The organism is Leptospira koniambonensis (assembly GCF_004769555.1).
GTDB lineage: Bacteria > Spirochaetota > Leptospiria > Leptospirales > Leptospiraceae > Leptospira_B > Leptospira_B koniambonensis.
Genome location: NZ_RQFY01000001.1, coordinates 43258 through 69491, shown reverse-complemented (window position 1 = coordinate 69491; position 26234 = coordinate 43258). Strand labels below are relative to the sequence as shown.

The following is a 26234-nucleotide window of genomic DNA, read 5'->3' as shown; positions in this document are numbered from 1 at the left end:
TGACAGCCCCGCTTTCCGGGAAATTATGGCGTATTAGGGCGAACCATACGGTGAGCCATCCTTATTTATTCGAAGGAATTTTACTTTGGTTAAGATCAGACTACAAAGAACCGGAGCCAAAAACAACCCTCACTACCGGGTAGTGGCTGCAGATAGCCGTTCCCCTAGAGACGGTAAATTTATCGATATCCTTGGACACTATCACCCAGCAGAAGTGAAAAGTGGAACCGTTCTGGATAAAGAGAAAATTTTAGGCTGGCTCACTAAAGGTGCTCAACCTACCGGAACCGTTCTGAACCTCATTAAACATGAGGGCATCTGGGCGGAATACAAACAATCTCTGAAGAAGTAATGGAAGAGCTTATCCGCTATATCGTTACTTCTCTAGTAGATCATCCGGAGGAGATTTCAGTACGTGAAATCGAGGGCGACGAACAAACCGTCCTAGAACTCCGGGTTTCCCCGAAGGATGTGGGGAAAGTGATCGGCAAAAATGGTAGGATCGCCAAGTCCTTAAGAGCGATCTTAACCGCAGCCTCCATCAAAGCCGGAAGAAATTTCTCCTTAGAAATTATTGACTGAGACTCGAATCCTAACTGGACATTTAGGAAAGCCCTTCGGACTGAAGGGTTTTATCCGATTGGTTGCAGAGGATAGTTCTGTCCCGGAACTTAAATTTCCCCTCCAGGCCGTATTAGAATTTCCTTCTAGACAACCTGTTCCCATTAAAATCCTTAAATCCTCGATACAGTCGGGAAAGATACTTTTACAGTTAGAAGGTATTAATTCTCCGGAAGAAGCTTCTTCCTTAACTGGTGGCAAACTGTATATCGATCGTTCTCATTTTCCAAAATCCAAAAACGAAGAATATTATCTATTCGAGTTAAAAGGCTTAAAAGCTATCTCTGAAGATGGGAAAGAACTTGGTTGGGAATTGGTAGACATTTTAGAAAATCCTGCACATTCTATTCTAGTCTTTCAAACAGAAGATTCTGAGGTTTTAGTTCCATATGTGAAAAAACATGTAGGAAAAGTACTCTTAGAAGAAGGTAAGATCGTTTTAATAAGTCCTGAGGATTGGAATGAAATTTAATTTTATTACCTTATTCCCCACAAAAGTAGAGGCTTACTTTTCAGAAGGACTACAGGAGAAGGCCATCCAAAAGGGAGTGTTCTCCGTTAATATAATACATCTTAGAGACTTCTCCAATAATAAACATCTAAAGGTAGACGATACACCTTATGGTGGAGGTCCTGGAATGCTTTTAAAAGTAGAGCCTATAGACCTAGCATTAAAGTCACTGGGAGAAGATAGAGGACTTGTAATTCTTACAACTCCATCCGGAATTCCATTCGATCAGAACGTTGCGGAGAAACTTTCCAAGCTCGAAAAACCAATCACTCTTATATCAGGATATTATGAAGGAGTGGATCACAGGGTAACAGAGCATCTTGTTGACATAGAACTGTCCCTTGGAAATTATGTAATTTCAGCCGGAGATTTGGCTAGCCTCTGTATTACGGATGCTGTGTCCAGGCTTTTGCCCGGCTTTTTAGGCGACCGAGAGAGCCTGGAAGAAGAATCTCATAACGAACGGGATGTTTTAGAATATCCACAATATACGAAACCTTCCGAGTACAATGGCTGGAAGGTTCCTGAAACTCTCTTGGGCGGAAACCACGCGGCGATCGAATCTTGGCGCAACGCCAATCGAAAGAAAGTCGACCCTGATATTACGAGGAATTTATGAAAGAACTTTTAAAAGGCGGACTTCCTACAGAAGCAAATCGTACCCTAAACTTCAATGTTGGGGATACTGTAAAGGTCCATTATAAAATCCAAGAGTCCGGTAAGGAAAGGGTCCAGGTTTACGAAGGAGTTGTGATCTCCATCTCTAACGGCGGAAACGGAAAATCTTTTACTGTTCGTAGGATCTCTTACGATGTAGGTGTTGAGAGAGTATTCCCGCTATATTCTCCTCGTATTGCTAAAATTGAACTAGTCCGTAAAGGTAAGGTTCGTCGTTCTAAACTATTCTTCTTAAGAGAACGTTCCGGAAAATCTGCTCGTATTCGCGAGTTGAAAGGCGGAAAAATCTTAGTAGCAGAAGATAGAAAACGCCAAACTGCAGAAGAAGCAAAAGCTTCTGCTGCGACTGCGGAAACTACTGCCGCAGAATAAGAACCTTCTTTAGTTGCGGCGGATCTGCCGCAACTTTCATTCCTTCCTTCTTAACTTCTCCTTTTACCTTCTCCCTTAAAATCAAATGCCTCTTGCAAATTTTGAACCGGAAGAATTAAAATTTTTTCCTGATCATCTTCCTTGCGGGATAGACGAAGCAGGAAGAGGTCCTTATGCAGGTCCTTTATCTGTAGGATTTGTTTCCTTCACACCAGAAGTTTTAGAAAGGATCTATGCGGGTCAGATCTTAAAAGGGCTGAACGATTCCAAAAAACTATCTGAATCAAAACGTGAATCTTTGTTTCAAGAAATACAGGAAACTGCCCACAGAGTCGCCCACGCATTCTTATCCCATACCTATATAGATCGTTACGGGATCAACAGAGCAGTATTAGAAGGTATACTGAAATGTTATAGAAAGGCCTCCCAAGCTCCGATAGAAAGTAACGGAAGAAAACTTCTGCTCTTAATAGACGGAAACTATAATTTTTCCAAATACAAGGAATCGGAAGAGGTAAAACGCCAGTCTTACTATTATAAAAAAGGGGATTCCAGGATCGCAAGTATCGCGGCCGCATCCATTATCGCAAAAGTAAAACGAGATCGTTTTATGAAAGCGATTGCTCCTAAGTTTCCTGGTTATGGATTCGAAGGGCATAAAGGATACGGAAGCGCGGGACATGAAGAAGCAATCCGGAATCTGGGACTAGCAAGAATCCACAGAAGATCTTTTACTAAAAAATTCCATGCTTCCGATCCCTCCTCCCAATCCGATTGATAAAAACCAAAATCCTCAGGTCCGAAAAACGGATAGAGTCCCTGAATCTCATCAAATTTCATTCTTAGTCGGATCTTCTACCAAACTCCAAAATCCTGAATTATTTGATGGTGAATCCAAAGAGGCTCCTTTTTTCAGGGTCTGGGTGAAAGAAGGTACAAAAGACGGAAAGGCAATACTTCTCTGGAAAGGAGAAACATTAGAAGCCGAAACTAAAACAAGTCTTCTCACCGGAGAACAATTGCTTTTATCCCGAACTTTAAACGGTAATAACTCTGAATGGAAAATTCAGGAAAGAAAACTAACGTTAGAAGAGGACGAATCCAAAATATTTTCTCCCCTGGAAAAAGGACTCACAGGAGTTTTAGAGAAGGTACTACATAAAGAAGAAGGCCCCATTTCCGAAGATAGTATTTTGGCCTTCCTCAAAAGCTATTTTCCTCATTTCGAATGGAAATCGGAGACTCCCTATTTCGAGTGGGAATGGGAAGGTGGAAATGCAGAAGGGTATTTGGGTGGAACCGATCCGGGTCGTATATTTGTGCTTTTTATGGAGACCAAAGAGGACGGTCCGAGTCTGTACAGATTCCACTGGAAAAAAGAAGATGCATCGGACCTGATTCTAACTGCTATTTATACTAGTTCTAAATTGTACTTGCATATAGGTCGGAATCGTAAAAAATTTATGCAGTTCTTGGAAGAATCGGGAGTTAGATTCCAGGAACTCAGGATACAATATAAGCCCTCTTTACAGAGAAGGGAATGGACTGCGTGAAATTCGGAATCGCCCTAAAGTTTACACCGGACGAGAATAAAGGCCCCAAAATCCTAGCTAAGGGAGAAGGTCTATTAGGTGAAAAGATCAAGGGTGTGGCTAAGAGACACGGAGTTCCTATAGTGGAGGATGCTCCTTTGGCCGAGGCACTTTCTCCGATACCGGTAGGACAAGAAATTCCGGAAAATTTATACAGAGCGGTTGCGGGTGTTTTTGCTTTCGTACTCAGCCAAAAAGCGGAAGCAACAAGGGAATTTGAAAAATGAAAAAATTGAACGTGTCCGAATTGAAGCCGGGTATGAGATTTACAAAGCCCGTATATCTGGACAAAGAAAATCTGTTCATCACTTCCAATACTCCAATCACTGATTCGGATCTGGAACGTTTGAAAAGATTCGGTATCACCGAGGTATTAACCCACGGAGATATCTTAGTTATAGATGTGGATCCTGAAAGATTGGAAACTCAATTAGAGGATTTTATCATCTCTACAATCGTGGATGAGGACCTACTTCCTCTGAAGGGGATCTACGATAACCTGAACCGTATTAAGGTACAATTTTCCAATCTATACAAAAATACTTTCGCACTCGTACAAGACGTTTATAGAAAAGTTGCGGATGATAAGATATTTGATTTTGGCCCGGTGAGAGAGCAAGGAGAGGCGCTCTCTGACTTTGTAAGAACTCACAATAATCTTTCTTATCTGATCCTTGGAATGAATAACCCAGGGTATTATCTATATAATCAGATCACTACTTCTACATTCTATGCTTTGATCATTGGAAAACTTTTGGACTTCTCGCGTCCTAAAATGGTAGATCTTGCGATCTCCTGTTTAGTTGCAGATGTGGGGATGACAAAGGTTCCTGCAACCATTTCCGAAAAAACGGACCAACTCACCGACGAAGAATACAAATCTATCCTAAAGCACACGATCATAGGCTATCAGGTTTTGACCCAAAGAGTCAAAATTAAGAATAGTTTGGCGGTTGTAGCTTTACAACACCATGAACGTTTTGATGGAAAGGGTTATCCTCAGAAGATCGCAGCAACTGCAATCGAAGAGAATGCTCGTATTTACGCAATCGCAGATAATTTTTCTGCATTAATTACAAACAGACCTCATAGACAAAGAGTTCTTCCTCACGAAGCAATCAAATCCATGATCAGTATGGATGTGGGTAAGTTCGACCTAAAGATAGTAAGAACTTTCTTAAACCAAGTTTCCTTGTATCCTGTAGGTTCTTGTGTGGAACTTTCAGATAAAAGAGTGGGGATCGTTCTCGCTGCAAATGCGGATAAACCTTTAAGACCTTCTATTCGTATTATAAAAGACGAATATGGGACTTTTGTGAGAAACTTGGTACTAGTGGATCTGGTAAAAGAAAATCATTTATTCATCGTCAAGGCTCTCGATCTACAAGAAGCTACTGTAAACTCTTAAAATTTTTTCGGATTTCTTAATTTAAGTCCGAAATATTCTCCCCATTCTTCTTTTTCGAAACAGGTCTTCTATATGAGACCTGGATCTAAACGAAATATTCTAAAAGGAAAAGAAGGAGAAAATATTGCGGTAGAGCTTCTTTGTGAGCAAGGTCATAAGATCTTAGAAAGAAACTTCCGGATCCAAAAGGGAGAAATCGACATAATCAGTGAGAAAGAAAACGTCCTTTATTTTACGGAAGTGAAGTACTGGGCCAAAACTTCTCCGCTTCACCCCTTAGAAATATTCACGAAAGTCAAGATCCGCAGGATGAAGACGGCAGCTCAGTATTATTTGAGCAGAAACGTTTCCTTTAGAGATCATTTTGTCTCCTTCTCCCTGGCTTTAATAACTGAAAAAAGGGAACTGAAATATTATCTTAATCTATTCTAAAACAATCGTTAAGCGATTTGAAAAACGAGTCGATTTTCGAATTGTCTGCGGGTTCTCAAGGATGAGGACCTTAAATCGTTACAAGGAAGTAACTATGAAAAGCATCCAAATTCTCGGCAACTTGGCCGGGTCCGATCCGTTCGGGCCAGACCCAGTGATTCTGAGAAAACGAGGAGTTCCAATCAAGAAGCGGAAATTCGAGGACTATAAGAAGAAGATCGAGGACGAAAACTACATTGATTTCGCAATCGATAAGATCGCTATGGAACTCTCGCATTTCCTGTCAAAGTAACCACAAAAATAAAACCGTCGAAAGAACAAATTAGGTTACGGCCCTGTTTTCCGGAGACCATCCGGAATTCAGGAAAACAAGGGCCTCCTCCAAATTTCTCAAAAGCACATCCTCCAAACCTTCCAAATCTGCAATCGTTCTCGCTACCTTTCTAAAATGAGCCACCTTACGAATGCTGAACTTTTGATCATTAGCAGCCTTCCAAAAATATGTTTCACATTCCTTAGAAAGAGGGATCATTCTTTCTACTTCTTCTCCTCTTAATCTTCCGTTGTATAGTTTTCCTGTTTCTTTAAATAATCTTCGATACTGCATATCTGCTGCGGATTGGATAGAATCTTGGATGGATTTTAGATTTATAGAAATTTTTTCTCCATCCGTATTTCTCGAAAAACCCATATGATAGAATATTTCGATCCTATCTAAGAAAGGCCCGTTAAAAGGAGATTGGTAATTTCGAATGCTTGCAATGCTGCAGTTACATTCTCTTATTAAGGTTTGGTAATATCCGCAAGGACAGGGATTGGTAGCTCCTATAAACAAAAAAGAAGCAGGGTAGGTGATAGAACCTTTGATCCTGGAAAGTGTGATTTTACCTTCTTCCATTGGTTCTCTTAATGCTTGTAAATTTCTAGAATGAAATTCTGCAAGTTCATCTAAGAATAATATTCCATTTCCGGCCAAGGAAACTTCTCCCATTTTTAGGCTGCTTGAACCCCCAACGAGTGAAATGTCGGATAAGGTATGGTGGGGACTTCTAAAAGGTCTTTCTACATATGTGTCTGAAAGTATCTCCTGTAACGAACGAATTCCTAATAATTCTATTCCTTCTTTCTCTTGGATCTTTGGAAGAAATCCGTAAGCCAATTTAGAAAGCATTGTTTTTCCTGCTCCAGGAGGACCTGATAATAAACAATGATGAGATCCTGCACTTGCGATTTGAACTGCTCGTATTGCAGGCAATTGGCTTTTATGAAACTCAGATTTCAAAGGAAGAACTTCTGATCTGATCTTTATCTCACCTTTTGGCTCAGGGCTCAATTCTCCTTTGGCTAAAGAGACTAAATCTTTTAGGTGAGAGATTACATAGATCGGAAATTTTCCGAGTATGGAAGCTTCCTTTCGATTTTCAAAAGGGACAACAGCAGCAGTAAAGTTCGTGCTATCAAGTCCGGAAAGTATAGGAAGAATTCCCTTTAGTGGTTTTACGGAACCATCCAATCCCAATTCCCCTAAGAAAAGAAATCGTTCTAATTTTCGAGAAGGAGGTAATTGTTCCGTTAAGTATAAAATCCCTGCGGCAATTGGAAGATCTAAGTATGTCCCTTCTTTTTTTCTGCCAGCAGGAGCAAGATGGACCAAAATATTCTGCAGAGAATATTCAAATCCACTGTTTTCAATCGCAATCCTGATCCTATCTGCTGATTCCCTGATAGAAGTGCTAGGAAGTCCTGTGATTTGGAATCTTGGGATCCCTCTTTTAATATTGATCTCGACGGATACAGGAAAGGGAAGTATTCCCTCCAGGGACGCCCCCAGAAATTTGGTCAGTTTGAATGTCTCCATAACCAGGACAGGTGCGGAAAAATTCAGGCCTCTCGCTTTTTTTCTAAAAACTAGTTTATCACATCCGGACCTTCAGTAAGTTATGCATGAAATGGTGCGATTCCTCGCTTTTTTATTGGCTCTATTTACCATACAGTGCGGGGCCAGACTGATTAAAAAAGAGAAGTTATTCGAGATCAACGAACACTACCAAGATAAGATATACAGCCTTAAAAAAGACACAAAAGTCTCCATGACCGAAACTTATAAGAAGGGAATGTTGGTCCGAATCTATGTCGAATCGACTCCTTCCCTGATTAAAGTAAAATGTTTCCCTGCGGACCAGAAAAGGGAACATGCTATCGGCAGGCTGATCGCCTATCAGGTGAACGAAGATATAGAGAAAAAGACCATCAGTATAGAGGATTTGGATAAGATCGTTGCAAATGAGCTCACGGAATATAAAAAGAAAAAGTAGCCGTCGTTCCCCCATAGGTTCAAGAAGGCATCCTGATGCGGCCGATATTAAATATGTGAAACGGACGATTCTTTGCCTTCCCATTATAACCGCCATGGTGGCTTCGGCTTTATCGGCCGATCCTCTTAAAAATTACGAAAACGCGATCAGCGATTACGCGAATAAAGATTCTTCTTTCTTCACAGATAAAGAAGAACGTAAAATCAAACAATTATTCTCCCAATCCCCGGAAGAGTGGGAAGAAGATAAATATTCTTCTCTAAGCTATCATAAGGATAAATCCAATCTGGAACTTCCTTCTTTTATTAGCATCAATCCAATTGTTTCCTCAAAGATCGTTAGCCAAAGCGGCTTCATTATAAAATCCTATATCGTAAAACCTAAGGACACTTTATTCAGGATCGCTAAATCCTTGAAGACCACTGCTGCTAAAATTTCAGAAGCAAATGGTTTAAATAAAGGTTCAGTTCTAAAAGTAGGACAAAGCTTAAGTGTTCCTGTAAAAGTAGGGAATGCTTCTCGCCAAAAGATAGAATACAAAAGAGTATTCATCACTCCAGTTTTAGGTGCTAGATTTTCTTCCAGATACGGTAAAAGAAAAGATCCATTCCACACGGGTGGAGGTGGTTACCATACAGGTATTGATATGGCTGGCCCTCAAGGAGCACCAATACTCGCTTCCGCAGATGGTGTTGTAAGTTTTGCCGGAGTGAATGGCGGTTATGGAAACTCAGTCATCGTAGATCATCCAAACGGTTATAGAACCATGTATGCGCATTGCGCTAAAATTACAGTGGAAGAGGGAACGAAAGTGAAAGCTGGCACGGTCATAGGTGCCGTAGGTCGTACAGGCTCCGCCACAGGTTCCCATCTCCATTTCGAGGTGTTCTATAACGGAAAAAGGATAAACCCTGAGGTGGCGCTTAGGAAGACCTTAAAAATTGTTACTAACCTGGACCCAGGCAAAGTAGCAAAACTTTAATAACCGATCATCTTTCAAAAAGCCGAGGCCATAGTTTAAGGTCCGGCTTTTTTAGAATGATTCCTTGAGAATATCCGAAGGGCGCAATGAACGCAATTTTTATCGAATTCAGAAAACATACATTCTATGTTCTGATCCCTGTCGTGATATTTTTTTCCTTCTCTCTGGCATATCTTTGTAGAGGGATACTTCTACTTTTTCTGACCCCGAATGTGCAAACAGGTTCCTCCACTTCAGCACCCAGAAGACCTGTTTCAGAAAATCCTATCACGATCGAAATGTCCAAGGAGATGGTGACCGGTTCTTTATTTAGAGGAAGTTTAGCTCCTCCTCCTGGGGAAACTCCTGCAGGTGTAGACGGAACTCCTGGAGCTCCTCCAGATACTGGAGAAGGTGAAGAAATGAGAGTCACCGGAACCTTAAGCGGTCACTGGAGTTTTGCCAGAGTTACTATTTTAGAAAAAGGGAAACAAAACGCGGAAGAATTCGCAATGGGAGAAGCTGTCGGCGGATACAAGGTAAAGTCCATTCTTCTCAACCATGTTGTTTTAGAAAAAGGGGGCCAATCTCTCAAAGTGGAGATAGGCCAAACACCAGGAGAAGCCAGGGCTAAATTAGGAGCCCAGGCCGATTCTCCTAGTGGACCACCTGCAGCAGATACAGTTCGTAAAATTCTGTCCAGACAGGACGTGAATAGGAAATTAGCGAACGTAGCTGAACTTTATAAGGGAAAATTCGGTCCTTATTTGGAAAATAATACGATCGCCGGTTACAAAATATACAGTATTGGCAGCGATCATATTTTTTACTCTTTGGGAGCTAGGACCGGAGACGTGGTGCGACGGGTAAACGGAATGCCCTTAAACGATACGGTGAAAATGATGGAAATATGGAATTCCTTGAAAACGGCCGATAAAGTATCCGTAGACATAGAGAGAATGGGCAAGGTACTGTCCTATGAATTCATCATCCGGAATTAGAGATTAAATGCGCAAAACAGATTTACGATCCAGATATTTGAGAAACGCAACATTTGCGTTTTTACTTCTTCTTTCGGTGAACGAAGGGTTACTCTCCCAGGCTTTCAAAAAGGGAAGTAAAAGAAGTACGACCCCAACTGCAGAAGATACAAAGGAAAAAACCTTTTATGCTAACTGGAGAGATACAGAACTTAATGATTTTCTAAAAGGGATGAGCGCGATCCTAAAGAAAAATATTCTTTTGGATGAAAGTTTAAAAGGTAAGAAGATCACAATCATCTCCCAAAAAGAGATTCCGATCAAAAACGCATTTCCATTCATGAAGGCTGTTTTGGAATCCATGGGATTCGCGATCGTAGAAGAAGTAGATCTGATCACTATCGTTAAACTAAAGGATGCACTTGCTAGATCTCCTTATGTGAGAGTAGGTAAGGAACCTATCCCTGAAACGGAAGCTTTAGATAATCGTATTATCACACAGATCATTCCGGTAGAAAACGTAAAACCGGAAGAATTAGAGCCTATCTTAAAAAGATTAACTTCTCCAAATACAGATATTATCGTTTATAGAAACACGAATACAATCGTACTTTCTGGTTCTACTGCAGACATTAATAAACTTCTCACTTTAGTAAATGAATTAGATGTAAGACCGGATGAATCCACACCTGGAGCAGTATCTTCTGCGGGTGATGTTCATATTTATACTTTAGAATTTAATGAAGCGGAGAAGATCGCGGCTACTCTCATCAAATTGGATAATCCAGTTGTTGGAGACCAGCCTATTCCAAGTGGGCAACCTGGTGCACCGCCTCCTCCTGCTCCTAAAGTAGAAAAGATCAAGGCAGTTGCACATAAAGAATCCAACTCTGTGATCGTAACTGCAACTGAAGCAGAATGGAATGAGATCCGTAAGATCATCAGAGTTTTAGATTCTGCAAGAAAGCAAGTTTTGTTAGAAGTATTGATCGTGGAACTTTCTTCTACTGATACAAATGATTTTGGTATTGATTGGAGATTCCAAGGCCAAGGTCCTTATAGCCAGTTCAACTCAGGACTTGCAAAAGAAGGAAATATCATCAACTCAAGCGGTAGGATCAATCCGAACTTGAATACTTTATCTGGATTCTCTCTTGGATTCGTTCAAGCTGGTGCTCAACAGATCTTAGGGATCTTGAGTGCAAACCAAGGAAATGAGAACTTCAACGTATTATCTGCTCCACAAGTTCTCACCTTGGATAACCAGGAAGCAGAGATCAACGTAGGACAGGACGTTCCAGTTAGGACCCAAAGCCGTAACGCTGGTCTTGGTGGCGCTAACGCAGTAACAGTGGATAACTATGAGTATCGTCCGACTGGTATTAAATTAAAATTCACTCCTCACGTGAATAAGAATAACCGGATCACTTTAGATCTTTTACAAGAGATCAAAAACATTGCCTCCATCGCACTTGCGGGAGGAAACCCGACCTTCAACAGAAGGGAAGTGAAAACTACTATCACTATTGATAATAGACAAACGATTGTGATCGGGGGTTTGATCTCCAACGATAAACAAAAACGTCTGATCAAGATTCCTCTACTCGGAGATATTCCTTATCTGGGTTGGATCTTCCGTAGAACTACTGAGCAGTTAAAAAAGACCAATTTGATGGTATTTATCACTCCACATATCTTGGATAATCGTGAACTTGCTGATAAGATGACTGTTAAGAAGAAGTTACAGCAAGAAAGATACGAAATCGAAAGGGAAAGGGTCCTTAACAAGGAAGCCACCATCAAGGAACGCGGAGAATAATACAGTGAAAACTCTAGGTGATATTCTCGTAGAAGACGGGGTCATATCCTCCAAGGATCTAGAAGACTCTCTCAAACTACAAAAAAAGAATCATTTACCCCTAGGACATATTCTTCAGAAAAAAGGGATCGCAGGAGAAGTAGACGTTCTCAAGGCGATGGCCCGCCTATACAAAATGGAATTCAGGGAAAAACTGGATTTCAAGGGAATGGAAGAAGTTTACGACCGTATCCCTCTTAAACTTATCCAAAAAAGTAAAATAGTCCCATTCGAACTTAATAAGAAGAACGTTAAAATTGCAGTGTCAGATCCAACGGATCTTCACCCGATGGACGACGTTCGTTCCGCATTAAAAGAATTTAAAATAGAATTTATACTCGCGCCCGAGCCTGAAGTAATGAGGCTCATCCATTCCCAGTTCGACAATACTTCCGCCGCAGCGAAAGATATGTTGAATGAAATGGAAGGTAGTTTTTCGGAACTTGCAGAAGGTTTCGATAATGAAACAATAGATCTCTCTGACGACGCTCCAATCATCAAAATGGTGAACGTGATCCTTTCTCAGGCAGTAAATGAAAGAGCTTCGGATATTCACGTAGAACCATACGAAAAAAGCCTAGTGGTCCGATACAGGATAGATGGTATTCTTCATAATGTATTAACTCCTCCTAAGTCTTATCATGCGGGAATTACTTCTCGTATTAAGATCATGTCCAATCTGAACATCGCAGAGAACAGATTACCTCAAGACGGTAGGATCAAACTCAGGCTTGCAGGAAAGGATGTGGATATCCGGGTTTCTACAATTCCTTGTCAGTTCGGAGAACGTATCGTTATGCGTCTCTTGAATAAAACCGACCAGAAATATTCTTTGGAAACAATGGGGTTCTATCCTGATCTTGTTAAAACACTTAGAACTCTTATCTATGAACCTCATGGTATCATCTTAGTAACTGGTCCTACTGGATCCGGTAAATCCACCACATTATATTCTGCTCTCACAGAATTGAATACGGAAGAAAGAAATATCATCACCTGTGAAGACCCAGTGGAATACCAGATAGATGGTGTTTCTCAAATGCAAATGCAGGAGAAGATCGGGCTCACATTTGCTACCGGCCTACGTGCTATTCTTCGTCAAGACCCGGACGTGATCATGGTGGGGGAGATCCGGGATGAGGAAACAGCAAGGATCGCGATCCAAGCTTCCTTAACGGGTCACTTAGTGTTCTCCACTTTGCACACGAATGATGCCGCTTCCGCTGCCACAAGACTTGTGGATATGGGAATTGAACCTTATCTTATCACTTCTACGGTGTTAGGATTTATGGCCCAACGACTTGTAAGAACTATATGCAAAGAATGTAAAATTTCTTATAAACCTACACCTCAGGAATTAGAGTCCTTAGGTATTTCCAAAAAAGATCTAAAAGGAGGAGTTTTATACAAAGGAAAAGGATGTTCTCATTGTATGAACACTGGGTTTAAAGGAAGAACAGGAGTTTATGAACTTCTGATCATAAGTACTCCGATCAAAAATGCAATACTTGCAGGGTCGGATACAAATACGATCAATGATATCGCCTTAGAAAATGGATTTGCCACAATGAGAGATTACGGTATCCGAAAAGTATTGGATGGAATCACCACCCCGGACGAAGTTCTAAGGGTTACTTAAGTTTTCCTTCCATGGCACTCTATACTTACATTGCATTTAACAAAAAAGGAAAGGAAGAGAAGGGGATTATAGATGCCCCTAATATCCAATCCGCAAGAGCAAAACTTAAAGGAAAAGGTTTATACGTTCGCCAGATTTCCGAAGACGCGGAAAGAAAGGACAGAGAACTTTTTCCATTCTTAGCTAAACTTTTTTATAGAGTTCCGAAAAAGATCATTGGTCTTTTTTCCAGACAACTTGGAACTCTTTTAGGCGCTGGAATTCCTTTAGATAAATCTCTTTCTAGTATCATTGAACAGACTGATCATGAAGTTTTTAGAAAAGTAGTGATCGCAATGCAGGCAGACATTACTGAAGGGACTTCCTTATCTGATTCGATGAGGAAGCATCCAGACATTTTTCCGAATCAGTATCCTTCTCTTGTTTCCGTAGGAGAAAGAACAGGTGATTATGAAACTGCACTCATGCGTTTAGCTGAGATGGAAGAAAAAAACATGCAGTTAAAAAGTAAGGTCACCACCGCACTTGTTTATCCTGGAATTATTTTTTGTCTTTTGCAGATCGTGATCATATTCCTACTTACAACAGTAGTTCCTCAGATTGAGCATCTATTCATAGAATTTAATGCTACACTTCCTATGATCACTCAGATCGTGATCGGAAGTTCCAGACTTCTGACAGGATATTGGTTCTTGATCTTCCCATTGATAGCTAGCGGAGTTTTGGGCTTCTTCTTTTATAAATCCACTCCGGAAGGTAAGGAAAAATGGGAAAAGTTCGTTTTGAATATTCCAATCATTCGAACTCTCAATAAAAAAGTACTTATATCCAATTTTGCAAGGAACCTAGGAATACTTCTCACAAATAGAGTACCTCTGATTATTTCTCTCCAAATTGTAGAACAGATCGTAGATCATACAGTTTTTGGACAAGAAATCAGAAATGCATGCGATAGAATTCGAGAAGGAGAGAAACTTTCTGCATCATTCACTGGGTCAGAGATATTGCCCCAACTCGTCTTAGGTATGATGTCTGCCGGAGAAGTTTCGGATAGGGTTCCTGAGATGTTGAACAAACTAGCAGAAATCTACGACCAAGAAGTGGATTCATCTCTTAAAAATGCGACCCAGGCAATCGAGCCGTTAATGCTCGTTTTTATGGGTTTTGCGATTGGTATCATTATGGCGGCGATCATCGTTCCGATGTTCAGCTTGACCCAAAACTTACAAGGTATATAACAATAGAAATAGGAGAACCGACTTTGAAAACGGGAAACAAACGGAGAAAAGGATTCACTCTTATAGAATTAGCGATCGTCGTTGCTATTTTGGGAGCGCTTATGGCGATCATCCTTGTTAACGTAGATTTCGGAACTGTAACCAACGAAACTGCGAAGATGAAGATCAAAAAAGACAGACAGGAACTTAGAATGCATTTGGAAAGATATGCTTCTAAATTTGGAACTTATCCTAGTGAAGAGCAAGGCTTAGACGCATTAGTAGAAAAACCAACTACTGGAGATATCCCTGAGACCTGGACTCCAATGATGAATAGTAAAGATGCTATTAATGATCCTTGGAAAAATCCATACAAACTTAGATATGATGGCGCAGGCGAGATCCAGATCATCACTTTTGGTCAGGATAAAGTAGAAGGTGGAGAAGGTTTGAATTCAGACTTCGATATTACTAAAGAAGAACAGTATCCTGCCCAATTCACTTCTGCCGGCACTAAAAAGTAAATCCAATGAGCCCGAGAGCGAAAGGCCGGATCCGTTCTGGCTTCACATTGATCGAATTGGGAGTCGCAGTATTCCTGATTGGAGTGATGTTCGCTCTTGTGCTTCCTTCCTTAGCTAGTTTATTCACACCAGGCGCCCAAGAAGAAGCAATGTTATTACATGACGTTGTGAACTTCTGTTTCAGAAGGGCAAAGATCAATCAAAGAACAGTCTATCTTCAGCTAAACGTAGATACTGAAACTTATACAGTCATAGATATGGAAAGAGACGAGACTGGTCTAAAGGAAGTTCCAGTATTCAAAGACAGGGAACTTCCGAGCTCTTCTTCCATTATAGATGTGATGGACGGAAGAGGTTATAGATATAATACAGGAAAGATCCGAATTCCGTTTTCTCCGATGGCTGTGGCCGAAGATTTTTATATTCACTTAGGTCCAGATCCTGAAATTAAAAGAACACTAATTATCAAACGTTATGGTGGAAAATCTGATATAGAAGACGGGGAAGTGACCGTTTCCAAGGAACAATTGGAAGAATACAAACGTAGCGAGCAATATGGTACGAGTAAGTTTTAAAAGAAAAAACCCTCTTAAAAAGAGACAGGGTTTTACTATTTTGGAAATGACCTTGGCTTTCGCACTCGCCGCAGGTTGGCTTCTCTATGTACTCATGGTGGTTTCAGAAGGAATACGACTCAAAAAAGTTGCAGCACTCCAAATGGAAGCTACTCATTTAGCAAAAATTAAAATGGCTCAGATAGACTCTGCCACTATTCTGCAAGCAGATACTAGTTCCGGGGATATCCCAGGTTACCAAGACTGGAGATTTACTACAATCATCAAAGAAGAGAATTTGGATCTTCTTAAAATGGCAGGAAAAGAAAGCGGTAAAAAACCTGAAGATTTGCTTGGAGGAACGAACTCCAGTATGAATCAACTCATTGCAAAAAGAACCGGTAATAACCAAGGTTCTGCAACGGGCGGACTTATCGCAGTATTTCACATTTATGTAACTATAGAATATCCAACGGGCGGAAGAGATAACCAAGGAATTCCAGTAAAGGAACAATACACTATAGAGACCTATAAGGCAAGGATGAATTAATATGAGAACCTCTTCTCAACATTCAATTTCCCTTATATATCTTCGCAAAAGAAGAAGGTCCGGATTTACACTCATAGAATTAACGATCGTAGCAGCATTACTTGGAGTTTTACTCGGAATGGTATTCGGGACTTATGCTACCATCTTAAAAGTAACTCGTCCTACTTCAGGCTCAGATGGTGTAGATAGAGAAAAAGCGATCTCAGTCATCGAAAATATTCGAAGTACTTTGACCATGGCTTACTATTTTCAAACAGAAAAAAATCTGGTCTTCGTAAGTAGAAAATCACGCAAATCAGAAGATGGACCGAGACATCCCGGAGAAAGTACTAAAGATCATTTTATAGTATTTGCAGCAGTCCATCCTAACTCGGAAGAAGTTGCACTTCCAGAAGTAAGAGAAGTAGAATATTACTTAAAACAAAAAGACGGCACTGATTATTATAAATTAATGAGAAGAGAAGATGAGATAGTAGATCGTTATCCATTCGTTGGAGGACAAGAATACGAGCTATTAGATAACGTAAAATCTCTCTCTTTTAAATTTTCCAAAACAGGAAAAGAATGGGAAGAAGAATGGGATTCCTTCCAAAGGAAAAGTATTCCTCGTCTTATCCGAATAGAGATCATCGCAAATATGGGAAACAAGGAAAGACGTTTTGAAACTCTTGCATTCCCAGGGATTCTTCTGAAATGAATTCAGGTCTTGGTCTAAAAGGCAGAAGATTCTCCAGAAGAAGAGGAGCAATTGTAATGCTCCTAGTCGGAGGCATTGGTGTAGCCGCTCTAACTACCACCTTGGATTTTGCAGAAAGATCCATGGCAGAATATAAAATTTCACAAGGAGAAATGTCTGGATTCAAGGCTTCTCTTTTAGCAAAGGCAGGATTCCAAGGAGCCTTGGCAGCACTTAGGAAAATTCCGGAAGAACAATTATACCAATCTGGAATAGGTTTGAACCCGCCTCCAGTTCCAATGGGAGGAGGATGGATCTATTATAAGATCCAGGGTGAAGACGGAAAAATTAATTTAAATTCTATCTTCAATGCAGATACAAAAGAACTGAATTTAAGAAACCAAGAAATGGCTCAAAGACTTCTGGAACGTTTGGGAATGAAAAGGGATCTTTTCAACCCGGTGATAGATTGGTTGGACGATGATAGCCAGGGAAATTTTGAAATTTCATATTATGAAAAACTGACTCCTCCCAGAAAGATCAAAAACGCATATATGTATTCTCTTTCAGAGCTAACCTCTGTGAAGGGATTCGATCCTAAATTAGTCTATGGCTCCCAAAAACCTCCTGACTATGAACAAAAGTATTCCAAAGATTTTATGTCCGACGAGGAAAAAAGTCTGATTGGAGAGTCTGATTTCGTTTTGGCAAATAATCTGACCGCGTTTGTGCCTTTCCAAAGGAACTATGACGATAGAATCAACTTGAACGCCGCACCGTACTTCGTTTTAATGTCTCTATCCGATTTTATGAACCGCCAATCCGTTCTTCAGATCATGAAAATGAAGATCAAAAAGGGCGGTTACCTGAAAGAAATTAAGGATCTGGAAACCATCCCAGAATTCCAGGTACCTTCCGTAGGCGGGCTTTCTCTTTACAAAGAATTAGCGGGAGAAGGAACCGATGTCTCCGGTGGAAGGATCAAAACAAAGGGCGAAATATTTCGGATCAGCGCCGTCGGGGAAGTAGAAAGAAACTATAATAGTAAAAAAACTTCCGATGTTATGAAAGGACCTAAGATTGTTCGTAGGATCACCGGAATTTTTGACCTGACCAATAACCTGATGCTATATTATAGAGAAGATTAATGTTCTTATACGAAAAGTTTTTAACCGTAGATTACGGTACAAATTCTGTAAAAGGTGTTCTGTTCCAAAGAGTGGCAGGGAACCTAACTTTGCTTCGAGCAGAGACCATGCCCATCTCCAGAATGGAAGAAAAGGAGTATGAAACAAATATACTTCGTTTTATTAACACATATTTCGCAGAAGAACATGCAATCGTACTTTCTCTTTCCCTAGATCGACTTTTTGTAAGAGAGATCTCCATTCCATTAACTACGGAAAAAGCAGTTAGAGAAGTAATTCCTTTCGAAATAGAAAGTAGAGTTCCTTTCCCAATGGAAACTGTAGAGGTCCTAGGCTCAGTTTGGAGAATAGACCAAGACAAGTCAGACGTAATTACTTATACTTCTCATCATTCAGAGTTTGATACATTAGCTTATCCTTTTTTAGAATCCAGCCTAGTGTTCCGCGGGATCTTCGTTGATTCAGTATGTTTGGGTTCTGTTATTTCCAAACATTTACATAAAGAGATACAGTTCGCGAATATTGCTCAGTTAGACATAGGTGGTAAAAAATCCATCTTGAACGTAACCAAGGATGGAAAGATAGCGCATACACGTTTTCTTTCCGTAGGTGGAGATACTCTTACTGAAGAAATTTCGAAAGCCTTAAAGATCCCTAAAGATAAAGCAGAAGCTTTAAAGACTAGCATACAATTCGAACCATTTCATTCGCCTGAAGACGGCTTGAACTTATTCGCAAAAGAATACAAACTCAAAGTTGCAGATATCAAAAAGGCATTTGCAATCGCTCAAGAATTTTTCACATCCTTAAGCGAAGAAGTTCGCAGAAGTTTCCTTTCATTAGAAGAAACTGAAAGACCTGAAGTAGTTTATCTTTCTGGAGAAGGAAGTAAGGTTAGAGACTTAGAATCCTTTATTGGAGAAAATCTTGGGATCCAAGCCCGAAGATACGATTTCTTAAGCGCAGATCCGGACAGATTCGCCACCTGCTATGGGATGGCCTATCATCTAATCCAATCTAAAAAAACTAAAATAGATTTTTTAGAAACTCCTTATGTAAAAAGGCTAAACAAGAACTTATTCGATATAAGTATATTCAAACCTCATATTATCTTAGGTTCAGTCTCTTTTGTACTTTTGATCGGAGTATTTTTCTTAGGAATTATTTCTGATAAAAGAAAACTTGCCGCAGCCAATAAGATCCTAGCTGAAAAAGTAAAATCTAGCACTGGGTCCAGTGTACCTTCTAATAGAGATCCTATAGAATTTGCAAAAAGCCTAAGAGATGGCGCAGAAAGAAAAACCGAACTTTATAGAAAGTATCTATCTAAGCCGAGTGTGTTGGACGTACTACATGAGATTTCTTTAAAGTTTCCTGATCCAGGAATGCAACCTTTCTTATTCCAAAGTATAACTTACGATAACGGCACGGTTTCTATCCAAGGCGCAGTAAACGAAATTTCAGAAATCGGAAAAGTACAAGATTCTTTGGCCCGATCGTCAATGTTCAAAACCGTAAAATTAGAAAGTAACCGCCCGAACTTCGGACTCAAAACGTATAAAGTTTCCTTTGTGATTAAAATGGAGGTGTCCTCTAAAATCGAAGAAAACGATTAAGAGGGATCGTCTATGTGGCAAAAATTACAACCTAGGGAAAAATTTTTATTACTGATCGCAGCAGGACTAATTCTGGCACTGCTCGTATTCTTAGTAGTCCGTAAAATTTATAGGCTCAGGACAGATCTATCTGAGACAGTTAATAATACACCTGGATTAGTCGCACAGTTAGACAAAACAATCTCAGATTATTTATTTTTCAGATCTCTGGAGAATGTAAATACTGGGGAGAATGATCAAAGTGCATTTGCAGCAAAGTTGGAAAGGATCTTTTCTGAGAATGGAGTAAAGGATAGAATTTCATCGATGAGACCTATCCCCGCGAAAACGATCGACAAAGGAAAATACCAAGTAATCGTTTTTGAAGTGAATTTAAGAGGTGTTCCTCTAGAAAACGTTATGGCCTTATTATTTGATATAGATAAGGGTAATAAGGTAAATGCAAGGGTCGAATATTTCCAGACCAACAAACCTTACCAAGATAGAAATACCTACGACGTGAACATGAAAATTGCGGCCTATAGCGTCGCTTCTGGAAAATAAGATGGCACGCCCAAAAAAGATAGAAATAGAAGAAGAGGATGAACTAATTTCCAATGAGGAAGAAGAATTCCTCACCATGGAATTGGAGGAATTACCTCCAGACGGATTAGAAGAGGAGGATACTCCTAGATTCTCCCTCAAACAAAAACTAATCTTAATAGGAAGTGGGCTTAGTTCCTTTCTTCTTTTTTTGATCCTATTATTCCCGTACGAAAATATTGTCCGCCAATTAATGAATTCTTCTTCCGGACAACCAAGCAGTATATTTTTTAACGAACTCTCAGTCTCAGTTCTGCTCGGAAAAGTTTCCGTCGAATCGATGGAGATCATGGGACAATCATTCAAGATTAGATCCAAGAATGCCCATATCAAAGCTGGACTTTTTTCTTTACTACGAAAAAAGGTAAACGGTGATTTCGAGATAGAAGATTTAGAAATAGACTATGACAATCAAACTCTAGGGACCATAGGAGAGTTAGAAGGTCACCTGCAATTAGACTCTCTGGTTGTCCCAGCTAGCAGATTTGGCGGAGCATTCTCTCTTAAAATGCCGGAAGGAAAATTCGGATCTTTTCCGAATCTTCCTGATTTTCCTTTTATAGGAAAAATAGAAAACTTTTTCATAAATAAGATACTAATCACTTCCAGAATTGACCAAGGAATGGTAGAGTTCGAAGAATTTGTAATAGATACATCCGTTGCAAGATTGGATCTTCACGGAAATATCAGACTTTCAGATTCATTTCCCAATTCTCAATTAAATCTAAAAGTTTGTTTCGAGTTAGAAAGGAATTTCGCCTCTGCTGCAGAAAACCAGATCATTGTAGGGTCCTTGGATCTTTTAGAAAAAGGTGGAAATGGGAAATGTATCCCAATTACAGGAAGTTTCCAAAGACCTGAATTCAAAATTCCAGGTTTGAACTCTCCTGCTGGTTTACCTGGCAGCCCAGCACCTTAAAGAATTTCTAAACTTTTCTCAATGCATAAAAAAACCTCAAGTGTTGATCCCACCTGAGGTTTTTTTATTATCAACGCGAGCTGGTGCTCTTTAGATCAAGAGCATCCAGTGGTTGCACCGCAGGACATACATTTCAAACAAGAACCGTTCCTTACCATTTCGAAAGATCCACATTCTGTGCAGGAATCTCCGGTATAACCTTTGATCCTTGCCATTTTGATCTCTTCCATAAGAGCAATTCCTGAGGTAGGCTTCTCTTTAATGATCATCTGAGAGTAGGAAATAGTTTCCGGCTCAGAAGCAGGAGCAGTTTCCACTACCGCAGAAGCCACCGGTTGAGAAGCCGCTTTAGGCTGCTGGATGGACTCAGAAGATTTTCTGGATCCGATCTCGTCTCCTCTTAGATCTTCTGGAGCTACTTGGCCAAGATCATATCTTCCCAGATAAGTGATCGCAAGTTCTCTGAAGATAAAATCGATTACGGAAGTACTCATTTTGATATGTTTGTTTCCGGTCACGATACCATTCGGCTCGAATTTGAAGAATGTGAATGCATCTACAAACTCTTCTAATGGAACTCCATGTTGTAGGCCTAAAGACACGGAAATCGCAAATGCGTTCATCAAACTTCTGAACGCAGCACCTTCTTTGTGCATATCCACGAAGATCTCTCCGAGTTGTCCGTCTTCGTATTCACCAGTTCTTAAATAAACTTTGTGACCGCCAACGACTGCTTTTTGAGTATAACCAGCTCTTCTGTTAGGAAGTTTACGTCTGTGAGAGATATACTTATAAACGATTTTTTCCGCAAATTGAGAAGGATCTTTAGCAACCGCAGCTTCTGCGATCTCTTCTTGTTCTTCTAATTCGATTCCGTTTAGAAGTTCCAATACAGAATTCAAAGGTTGAGAAAGTTTAGATCCGTCGCGATAAAGAGCATTCGCTTTTACCATCATCTTCCAAGAGATATAGTATGCGTTTTTGATATCTTCAATAGTTGCATCTTCCGGAAGGTTAATTGTCTTAGAGATCGCACCGCTGATGAATGGCTGAGCTGCAGCCATAGTGCGGATATGAGACTCATAGGAAAGATAACGTTTTCCGTATTTACCACATTTGTTCGCGCAATCGAATACAGGGTAATCTTTCTCCTTTAAATAAGGTGCGTTCTCGATGGTCATTGTTCCACAAACATAGTCGTTTGCTTTATTGATCTCATCTTTAGAAAAACCTAAATGTTCAAGAAGATTGAATGTGAAAGAATCATACGTTTCTTTTGCGATCCCTAAGTTCTTTTGTAAGAAATTCTCACCTAAGTTAAACTTATTGAATGCAAAATTGATATCGAACGCATAAGGAAGAGAAGATTCTACTTTTTCCAAAATCTCGTTCGTGAAACCTTTTTCTTTCAGGCTTTGAGTATTGATTACAGGAGCTCCGTTTAAGGTAGCATGTCCTTTACAATAATTCACGATAGATTCGATCTCAGAAGGGGAGTATCCAAGTTTACGAAGAGCCAAAGGAACTGATTGGTTGATAATTTTGAAATAACCACCACCCGCTAATTTTTTGAATTTCACCAAAGCAAAATCAGGCTCGATACCGGTAGTATCACAATCCATTACAAGACCGATCGTTCCTGTTGGTGCGATTACTGTAACTTGTGCGTTTCTGTATCCATGAGCTTCTCCTAAAGAAACTGCATTATCAGAATCTTCCTGAGCAGCTTTCAAAAGGTAAGAAGGGCAGTATGCAGGATCAATTCCCACAGGAGTGATAGTCAGACCTTCGTAATCTTCAGAAGGAACATTATATGCCGCTCTTTTATGGTTTCTTAGAACTCTAAGCATATGCTTTTTATTCTTCTCATAACCAGGGAATGGTCCCAGCTCTTTTGCCATTTCCGCAGAAGTAGCATAAGCTGTCATATGCATGATAGAAGTGATGGCACCAGTGATCGCCATTGCTTCTTTTGAATCATAAGGAATTCCCATAATCATCAATGCAGAACCAAGGTTTGCATATCCGAGTCCAAGAGTTCTGAACTTATAAGAAAGTTCTGCGATCTCTTTAGATGGGAACTGAGCCATGGTTACAGAAATCTCTAAGATAATTGTCCAAAGACGGCAAAGATAACGGAAACTTTCTACATCGAAAACCAGAGTTTCAGGATCTACAAATTTCTGTAAGTTTGCAGAAGCCAGGTTACATGCAGTATTGTCCAAGAACATATACTCTGAACATGGGTTGGAAGCGTTGATATTTCCATCTTCAGGGCAGGTATGCCATTCGTTGATGGTAGTATGATATTGTGTTCCTGGGTCAGCAGAAGACCAAGCTGCAAAAGAAATTCTATCCCAAAGATCTCTTGCTCTGATGGTTTTTGCAGGTTTAGCAGCTCTTTTTTCTTTGAGAGCTTTTTCCTTTTCAGTTCTGTTATATAAATGCCAAGGAAGATCTTGTTCAACCGCAGTCATGAACTCATTCGGAAGACGAACTGAGTTATTGCTGTTCTGTCCAGAAACAGTATTATACGCTTCTGATTGCCAGTCTGTGGTTAATTCTTCGAAAATGAGTTCTTTATAACCTTGTCTCGCAAGATCAATCACTCTCTTGATATAATTATCAGGAATTAAAACTTTCTTAGCTTCTACGATTGTCTTTTTAAGAGCGGCATTCTTTTTAGGTTCGAAACGATCCTCTCCTTCCATTTCGTAACAAGCTTTCATGATCGCATTTAGATGTCTGTTGTTCAGAATGGATCCAGTTACAAGAGAAGCTACTTTCTTCTCTTCTTCCACTTTCCAATCTACAAAACGATCGATATCTGGATGATCTACATCCAAACATACCATTTTAGCTGCACGACGAGTGGTTCCACCAGACTTGATCGCACCAGCTGCACGGTCTCCGATCTTTAAGAAACTCATTAAACCGGAACTTTTTCCTCCGCCAGAAAGGGATTCGTTTTCCGCTCTCAGGTTAGAGAAGTTGGTTCCAGTTCCGGAACCATATTTGAATAGGCGAGCCTCACGGACCCAAAGATCCATGATACCACCTTCATTCACTAAATCATCGTCTACACTTTGAATAAAACATGCATGAGGTTGTGGATGTTCGTATGCAGAAGCAGATTTTACCAATTTTCCACTGGTAGGATCCACATAGAAATGTCCTTGGGATTTGCCGTCGATCCCATACGCCCAATGTAATCCAGTATTGAACCACTGAGGGGAGTTAGGAGCGGACATTTGAGAAGCCAGCATGAAAGAGACTTCTTCATAGAAAGTTTTAGCGCTTTCTTCGTCTGAAAAATAACCGTATTTATATCCCCAATAGGTCCAACAGCCCGCTAAACGATGGAAAACTTCCTGCGCGGAAGCCTCTCCACCAAAACGATCTTCTGCTTTTAAAGAAGAAAGTTTTTCAGTGTCTGGTTCAGAGCGTTGTAACCATTCTGGAATGCCTTTTTCATCTACTTTTTTTAAGTATTTTGGCACTCCTTTGCGTCTGAAATACTTCTGGGCAAGAATATCTACTGCAACTTGAGACCATTGGTCCGGAACAAGAATGTCCTTAGCTTCGAAAACGACGGATCCGTCAGGGTTGGAAATCTTAGAATTCCTTTTAACCCAGTTTAGGTCCTTAGAAAACCCCTTCTCAGGTGAAGTGAAATGTTTATTTAGCTTCATAGCATTCTCCTTATGAAACTCCGGCAAAATATAGTGCGTTTTTGGATTATGTCACGCTACTATAGCTTTCAAATTTTCCCATAGTACTTTTTCCAAATGCTGTTTGGTTTTTGCCGGAAAATTGTATGTAGATCCGATCAGAAAATACCTATGTCTCGAAGATTTTTCATTGCCAGCCTGCCTCATTTCTAAAAACTGGATTCTGCTACCAGACACTCCCCTTTAGCTCAGTCGGTAGAGCAAGTGACTGTTAATCACTGGGTCGCAGGTTCGAGCCCTGCAGGGGGAGCCAATCTTTTACTTTCCTTCCAATCTTACCAAATTTCGGTATATTTACGATCTTCTTAATAGACCCCGTAGATCCACATTTGTTTAGTCTTTTTAATAGTATTCTCGTTATTTTTAGAAAAATCTAAAGAAAGCTTCGGGCGACTCCTCGCAAATAAATCCTAGTATTACCAAACTATCTTTATAATGCTCGGAACGTGCTGCTACGGGTTCGCACATTCGTGCTCATCCAAGCTTTGCTTGGACTAAAGCCCTTCGCATCACTGTCGCTAAGTGTAGAAGATACTACAGATTTGCACGCAGAGGCCAAAGTCGCGGAGAGAAATCTATAAATCGCATAAAAGAAAACTCTGCGGCTTCGCGTCTCTGCGTGCCAAAACCGCTAGTTTTTCAGATAAAAAGGCAGAGTTTTTTATATAACAACAAATAGAATATAAAGATCTCCCTTATATAAGGGTTTAATAAGAATTTTTCCGTTCATCATACTTAGATACACTTTCATCCCAAACTCATTGCATAGGGCTTAGAAACCTAGTATTTTCCTTCCTATGTCATTTAAGAAAATAACTATCCTGGTTTCATCATTTGTTGTCGCAGGTATTTTACTCTTATTACTAGTACCTTCTTCTTCTAAGAATGCTGCCGTTTCTAATTCGGGAAAAAATGTTTTTTCGGAAGGTTTGTCCTCATTTTCTAATATACTAGGCCTCGGCTCCTCCTCTTCTTCCAATGATGAAGAAGGACTTATACCTGCTTCTCTCTTAAGAAACGAAACGCCTGACAATTTATACTGGGTAGCTGTAGCAACTCCAAGAGATGCAGCAGAAATGAAAGCCCAAAATGAGCTAAGAGAAGATTGGGCAGCTCTTTACGGAAAGATTTACTCTAACAAAGCAACTCGCAAAGAGATAGATGAGTATTTTACGGCTCAAATCAAACTACATGAAGATCAATTAGAATTATTGAAGATCATGGAGGATAGATATCCGGAACGTTTAAACGACGATTCCAGAAGAATGATCCTGGCCGGTAAGGAATTATATGCTAAAAAGTTAAAAAACGTAAAAGATGAATATGAAAAACACATAAACCAAAAATAGA

28 protein-coding genes and 1 tRNA gene are annotated in these 26234 nt (G+C 40.1%); 27 read left to right on the top strand and 2 right to left on the bottom strand.

Annotated features, from left to right (window positions below; genetic code table 11):
• The first annotated feature begins 85 nt into the window (after positions 1–85).
• The 11 genes from rpsP (at position 86) to EHQ52_RS00300 (ending at position 5906) form a co-directional block, all read left to right on the top strand.
• Entirely contained in the window at positions 86–352 is a 267-nt protein-coding gene (gene rpsP / locus EHQ52_RS00350; RefSeq protein WP_135613302.1) for a 30S ribosomal protein S16, read from the top strand.
• The gene (locus EHQ52_RS00345) at positions 352–582 is read left to right on the top strand and encodes a KH domain-containing protein (RefSeq protein WP_086448707.1); all 231 of its coding nucleotides are present in this window, start codon (positions 352–354) and stop codon (positions 580–582) included. Before rpsP ends, EHQ52_RS00345 begins: the two co-directional genes overlap by 1 nt.
• On the top strand, positions 575–1093 hold the full coding sequence (rimM, locus tag EHQ52_RS00340) for a ribosome maturation factor RimM (protein ID WP_135613300.1): 519 nt from the start codon (positions 575–577) through the stop codon (positions 1091–1093). Before EHQ52_RS00345 ends, rimM begins: the two co-directional genes overlap by 8 nt.
• Positions 1083–1751: a tRNA (guanosine(37)-N1)-methyltransferase TrmD gene (trmD, locus tag EHQ52_RS00335; protein WP_135613298.1), complete on the top strand. Its 669-nt coding sequence runs from the start codon at positions 1083–1085 to the stop codon at positions 1749–1751. Before rimM ends, trmD begins: the two co-directional genes overlap by 11 nt.
• Positions 1748–2182, top strand: coding sequence for a 50S ribosomal protein L19 (rplS, locus tag EHQ52_RS00330; RefSeq protein WP_135613296.1), 435 nt, complete (start codon positions 1748–1750; stop codon positions 2180–2182). Before trmD ends, rplS begins: the two co-directional genes overlap by 4 nt.
• 85 nt (positions 2183–2267) lie before the next feature.
• The gene (locus EHQ52_RS00325; RefSeq protein WP_135613295.1) at positions 2268–2960 is read left to right on the top strand and encodes a ribonuclease HII; all 693 of its coding nucleotides are present in this window, start codon (positions 2268–2270) and stop codon (positions 2958–2960) included.
• Positions 2929–3735 carry a hypothetical protein gene (locus EHQ52_RS00320; RefSeq protein ID WP_135613294.1) on the top strand — a complete coding sequence of 269 codons (807 nt, stop codon included), beginning with the start codon at positions 2929–2931 and terminating at the stop codon, positions 3733–3735. Before EHQ52_RS00325 ends, EHQ52_RS00320 begins: the two co-directional genes overlap by 32 nt.
• On the top strand, positions 3723–4001 hold the full coding sequence (locus EHQ52_RS00315) for an EscU/YscU/HrcU family type III secretion system export apparatus switch protein (protein ID WP_208653427.1): 279 nt from the start codon (positions 3723–3725) through the stop codon (positions 3999–4001). The genes EHQ52_RS00320 and EHQ52_RS00315 overlap by 13 nt, the downstream gene beginning before the upstream one ends.
• Positions 3998–5182 carry an HD-GYP domain-containing protein gene (locus EHQ52_RS00310; protein ID WP_135613293.1) on the top strand — a complete coding sequence of 395 codons (1185 nt, stop codon included), beginning with the start codon at positions 3998–4000 and terminating at the stop codon, positions 5180–5182. Before EHQ52_RS00315 ends, EHQ52_RS00310 begins: the two co-directional genes overlap by 4 nt.
• 72 nt (positions 5183–5254) lie before the next feature.
• Positions 5255–5614: a YraN family protein gene (locus EHQ52_RS00305; RefSeq protein ID WP_135613292.1), complete on the top strand. Its 360-nt coding sequence runs from the start codon at positions 5255–5257 to the stop codon at positions 5612–5614.
• A gap of 94 nt (positions 5615–5708) precedes the next feature.
• Entirely contained in the window at positions 5709–5906 is a 198-nt protein-coding gene (locus EHQ52_RS00300) for a hypothetical protein (RefSeq protein ID WP_008590301.1), read from the top strand.
• Between the two features lie 30 nt (positions 5907–5936).
• Here EHQ52_RS00300 and EHQ52_RS00295 read toward each other — a convergent pair whose 3' ends face one another.
• Positions 5937–7472, bottom strand: a complete 1536-nt coding sequence (locus tag EHQ52_RS00295) for a YifB family Mg chelatase-like AAA ATPase (protein ID WP_135613291.1) — start codon at positions 7470–7472, stop codon at positions 5937–5939.
• A gap of 91 nt (positions 7473–7563) precedes the next feature.
• On the opposite strand from EHQ52_RS00295, the gene EHQ52_RS00290 reads away from it, so the two are divergent.
• The 14 genes from EHQ52_RS00290 to gspN all read left to right on the top strand — a co-directional run bounded on the left by EHQ52_RS00290 (position 7564) and on the right by gspN (position 21153).
• Complete coding sequence (locus EHQ52_RS00290; RefSeq protein ID WP_208653426.1) at positions 7564–7929, top strand: type II secretion system-associated lipoprotein; 366 nt, start codon at positions 7564–7566, stop codon at positions 7927–7929.
• Positions 7898–8911 carry a M23 family metallopeptidase gene (locus EHQ52_RS00285; protein WP_425269369.1) on the top strand — a complete coding sequence of 338 codons (1014 nt, stop codon included), beginning with the start codon at positions 7898–7900 and terminating at the stop codon, positions 8909–8911. The genes EHQ52_RS00290 and EHQ52_RS00285 overlap by 32 nt, the downstream gene beginning before the upstream one ends.
• 86 nt (positions 8912–8997) lie before the next feature.
• On the top strand, positions 8998–9891 hold the full coding sequence (locus tag EHQ52_RS00280) for a general secretion pathway protein GspC (protein WP_135613289.1): 894 nt from the start codon (positions 8998–9000) through the stop codon (positions 9889–9891).
• A 7-nt stretch (positions 9892–9898) separates the two neighbouring features.
• Positions 9899–11689: a type II secretion system secretin GspD gene (gspD, locus tag EHQ52_RS00275; RefSeq protein ID WP_135613287.1), complete on the top strand. Its 1791-nt coding sequence runs from the start codon at positions 9899–9901 to the stop codon at positions 11687–11689.
• Positions 11690–11693: 4 nt separating this feature from the next.
• Positions 11694–13367 carry a type II secretion system ATPase GspE gene (gene gspE, locus EHQ52_RS00270; RefSeq protein WP_135613286.1) on the top strand — a complete coding sequence of 558 codons (1674 nt, stop codon included), beginning with the start codon at positions 11694–11696 and terminating at the stop codon, positions 13365–13367.
• Positions 13368–13378: 11 nt separating this feature from the next.
• A complete protein-coding gene (locus EHQ52_RS00265) occupies positions 13379–14605 on the top strand; it encodes a type II secretion system F family protein (protein ID WP_135613285.1) in 1227 nt (408 codons plus the stop codon).
• A 23-nt stretch (positions 14606–14628) separates the two neighbouring features.
• Positions 14629–15108, top strand: a complete 480-nt coding sequence (gene gspG / locus EHQ52_RS00260) for a type II secretion system major pseudopilin GspG (RefSeq protein ID WP_086448692.1) — start codon at positions 14629–14631, stop codon at positions 15106–15108.
• A gap of 5 nt (positions 15109–15113) precedes the next feature.
• Positions 15114–15683, top strand: a complete 570-nt coding sequence (locus EHQ52_RS00255; RefSeq protein ID WP_135613284.1) for a type II secretion system protein — start codon at positions 15114–15116, stop codon at positions 15681–15683.
• Complete coding sequence (locus EHQ52_RS00250; protein WP_135613282.1) at positions 15664–16212, top strand: prepilin-type cleavage/methylation domain-containing protein; 549 nt, start codon at positions 15664–15666, stop codon at positions 16210–16212. The genes EHQ52_RS00255 and EHQ52_RS00250 overlap by 20 nt, the downstream gene beginning before the upstream one ends.
• Position 16213: 1 nt before the next feature.
• Positions 16214–16909 (top strand): type II secretion system protein GspJ, encoded by a 696-nt coding sequence (locus EHQ52_RS00245; RefSeq protein WP_135613280.1) that lies wholly within the window; start codon positions 16214–16216, stop codon positions 16907–16909.
• Complete coding sequence (locus EHQ52_RS00240; protein WP_135613278.1) at positions 16906–18036, top strand: type II secretion system minor pseudopilin; 1131 nt, start codon at positions 16906–16908, stop codon at positions 18034–18036. Before EHQ52_RS00245 ends, EHQ52_RS00240 begins: the two co-directional genes overlap by 4 nt.
• On the top strand, positions 18036–19652 hold the full coding sequence (locus EHQ52_RS00235; RefSeq protein WP_135613276.1) for a cell division FtsA domain-containing protein: 1617 nt from the start codon (positions 18036–18038) through the stop codon (positions 19650–19652). Before EHQ52_RS00240 ends, EHQ52_RS00235 begins: the two co-directional genes overlap by 1 nt.
• 12 nt (positions 19653–19664) lie before the next feature.
• Positions 19665–20195: a hypothetical protein gene (locus tag EHQ52_RS00230; RefSeq protein ID WP_135613274.1), complete on the top strand. Its 531-nt coding sequence runs from the start codon at positions 19665–19667 to the stop codon at positions 20193–20195.
• Position 20196: 1 nt separating this feature from the next.
• Entirely contained in the window at positions 20197–21153 is a 957-nt protein-coding gene (gene gspN, locus EHQ52_RS00225) for a type II secretion system protein GspN (RefSeq protein WP_135613272.1), read from the top strand.
• Positions 21154–21248: 95 nt separating this feature from the next.
• Here the strand turns inward: gspN and EHQ52_RS00220 are convergent, their stop codons facing one another.
• Entirely contained in the window at positions 21249–24845 is a 3597-nt protein-coding gene (locus EHQ52_RS00220; protein WP_135613270.1) for a vitamin B12-dependent ribonucleotide reductase, read from the bottom strand.
• Between the two features lie 216 nt (positions 24846–25061).
• Here EHQ52_RS00220 and EHQ52_RS00215 point away from each other — a divergent pair.
• A tRNA-Asn gene (locus EHQ52_RS00215) sits at positions 25062–25137 on the top strand.
• Between the two features lie 544 nt (positions 25138–25681).
• Complete coding sequence (locus tag EHQ52_RS00210) at positions 25682–26233, top strand: hypothetical protein (RefSeq protein ID WP_135613268.1); 552 nt, start codon at positions 25682–25684, stop codon at positions 26231–26233.
• Position 26234: the final 1 nt, after the last annotated feature.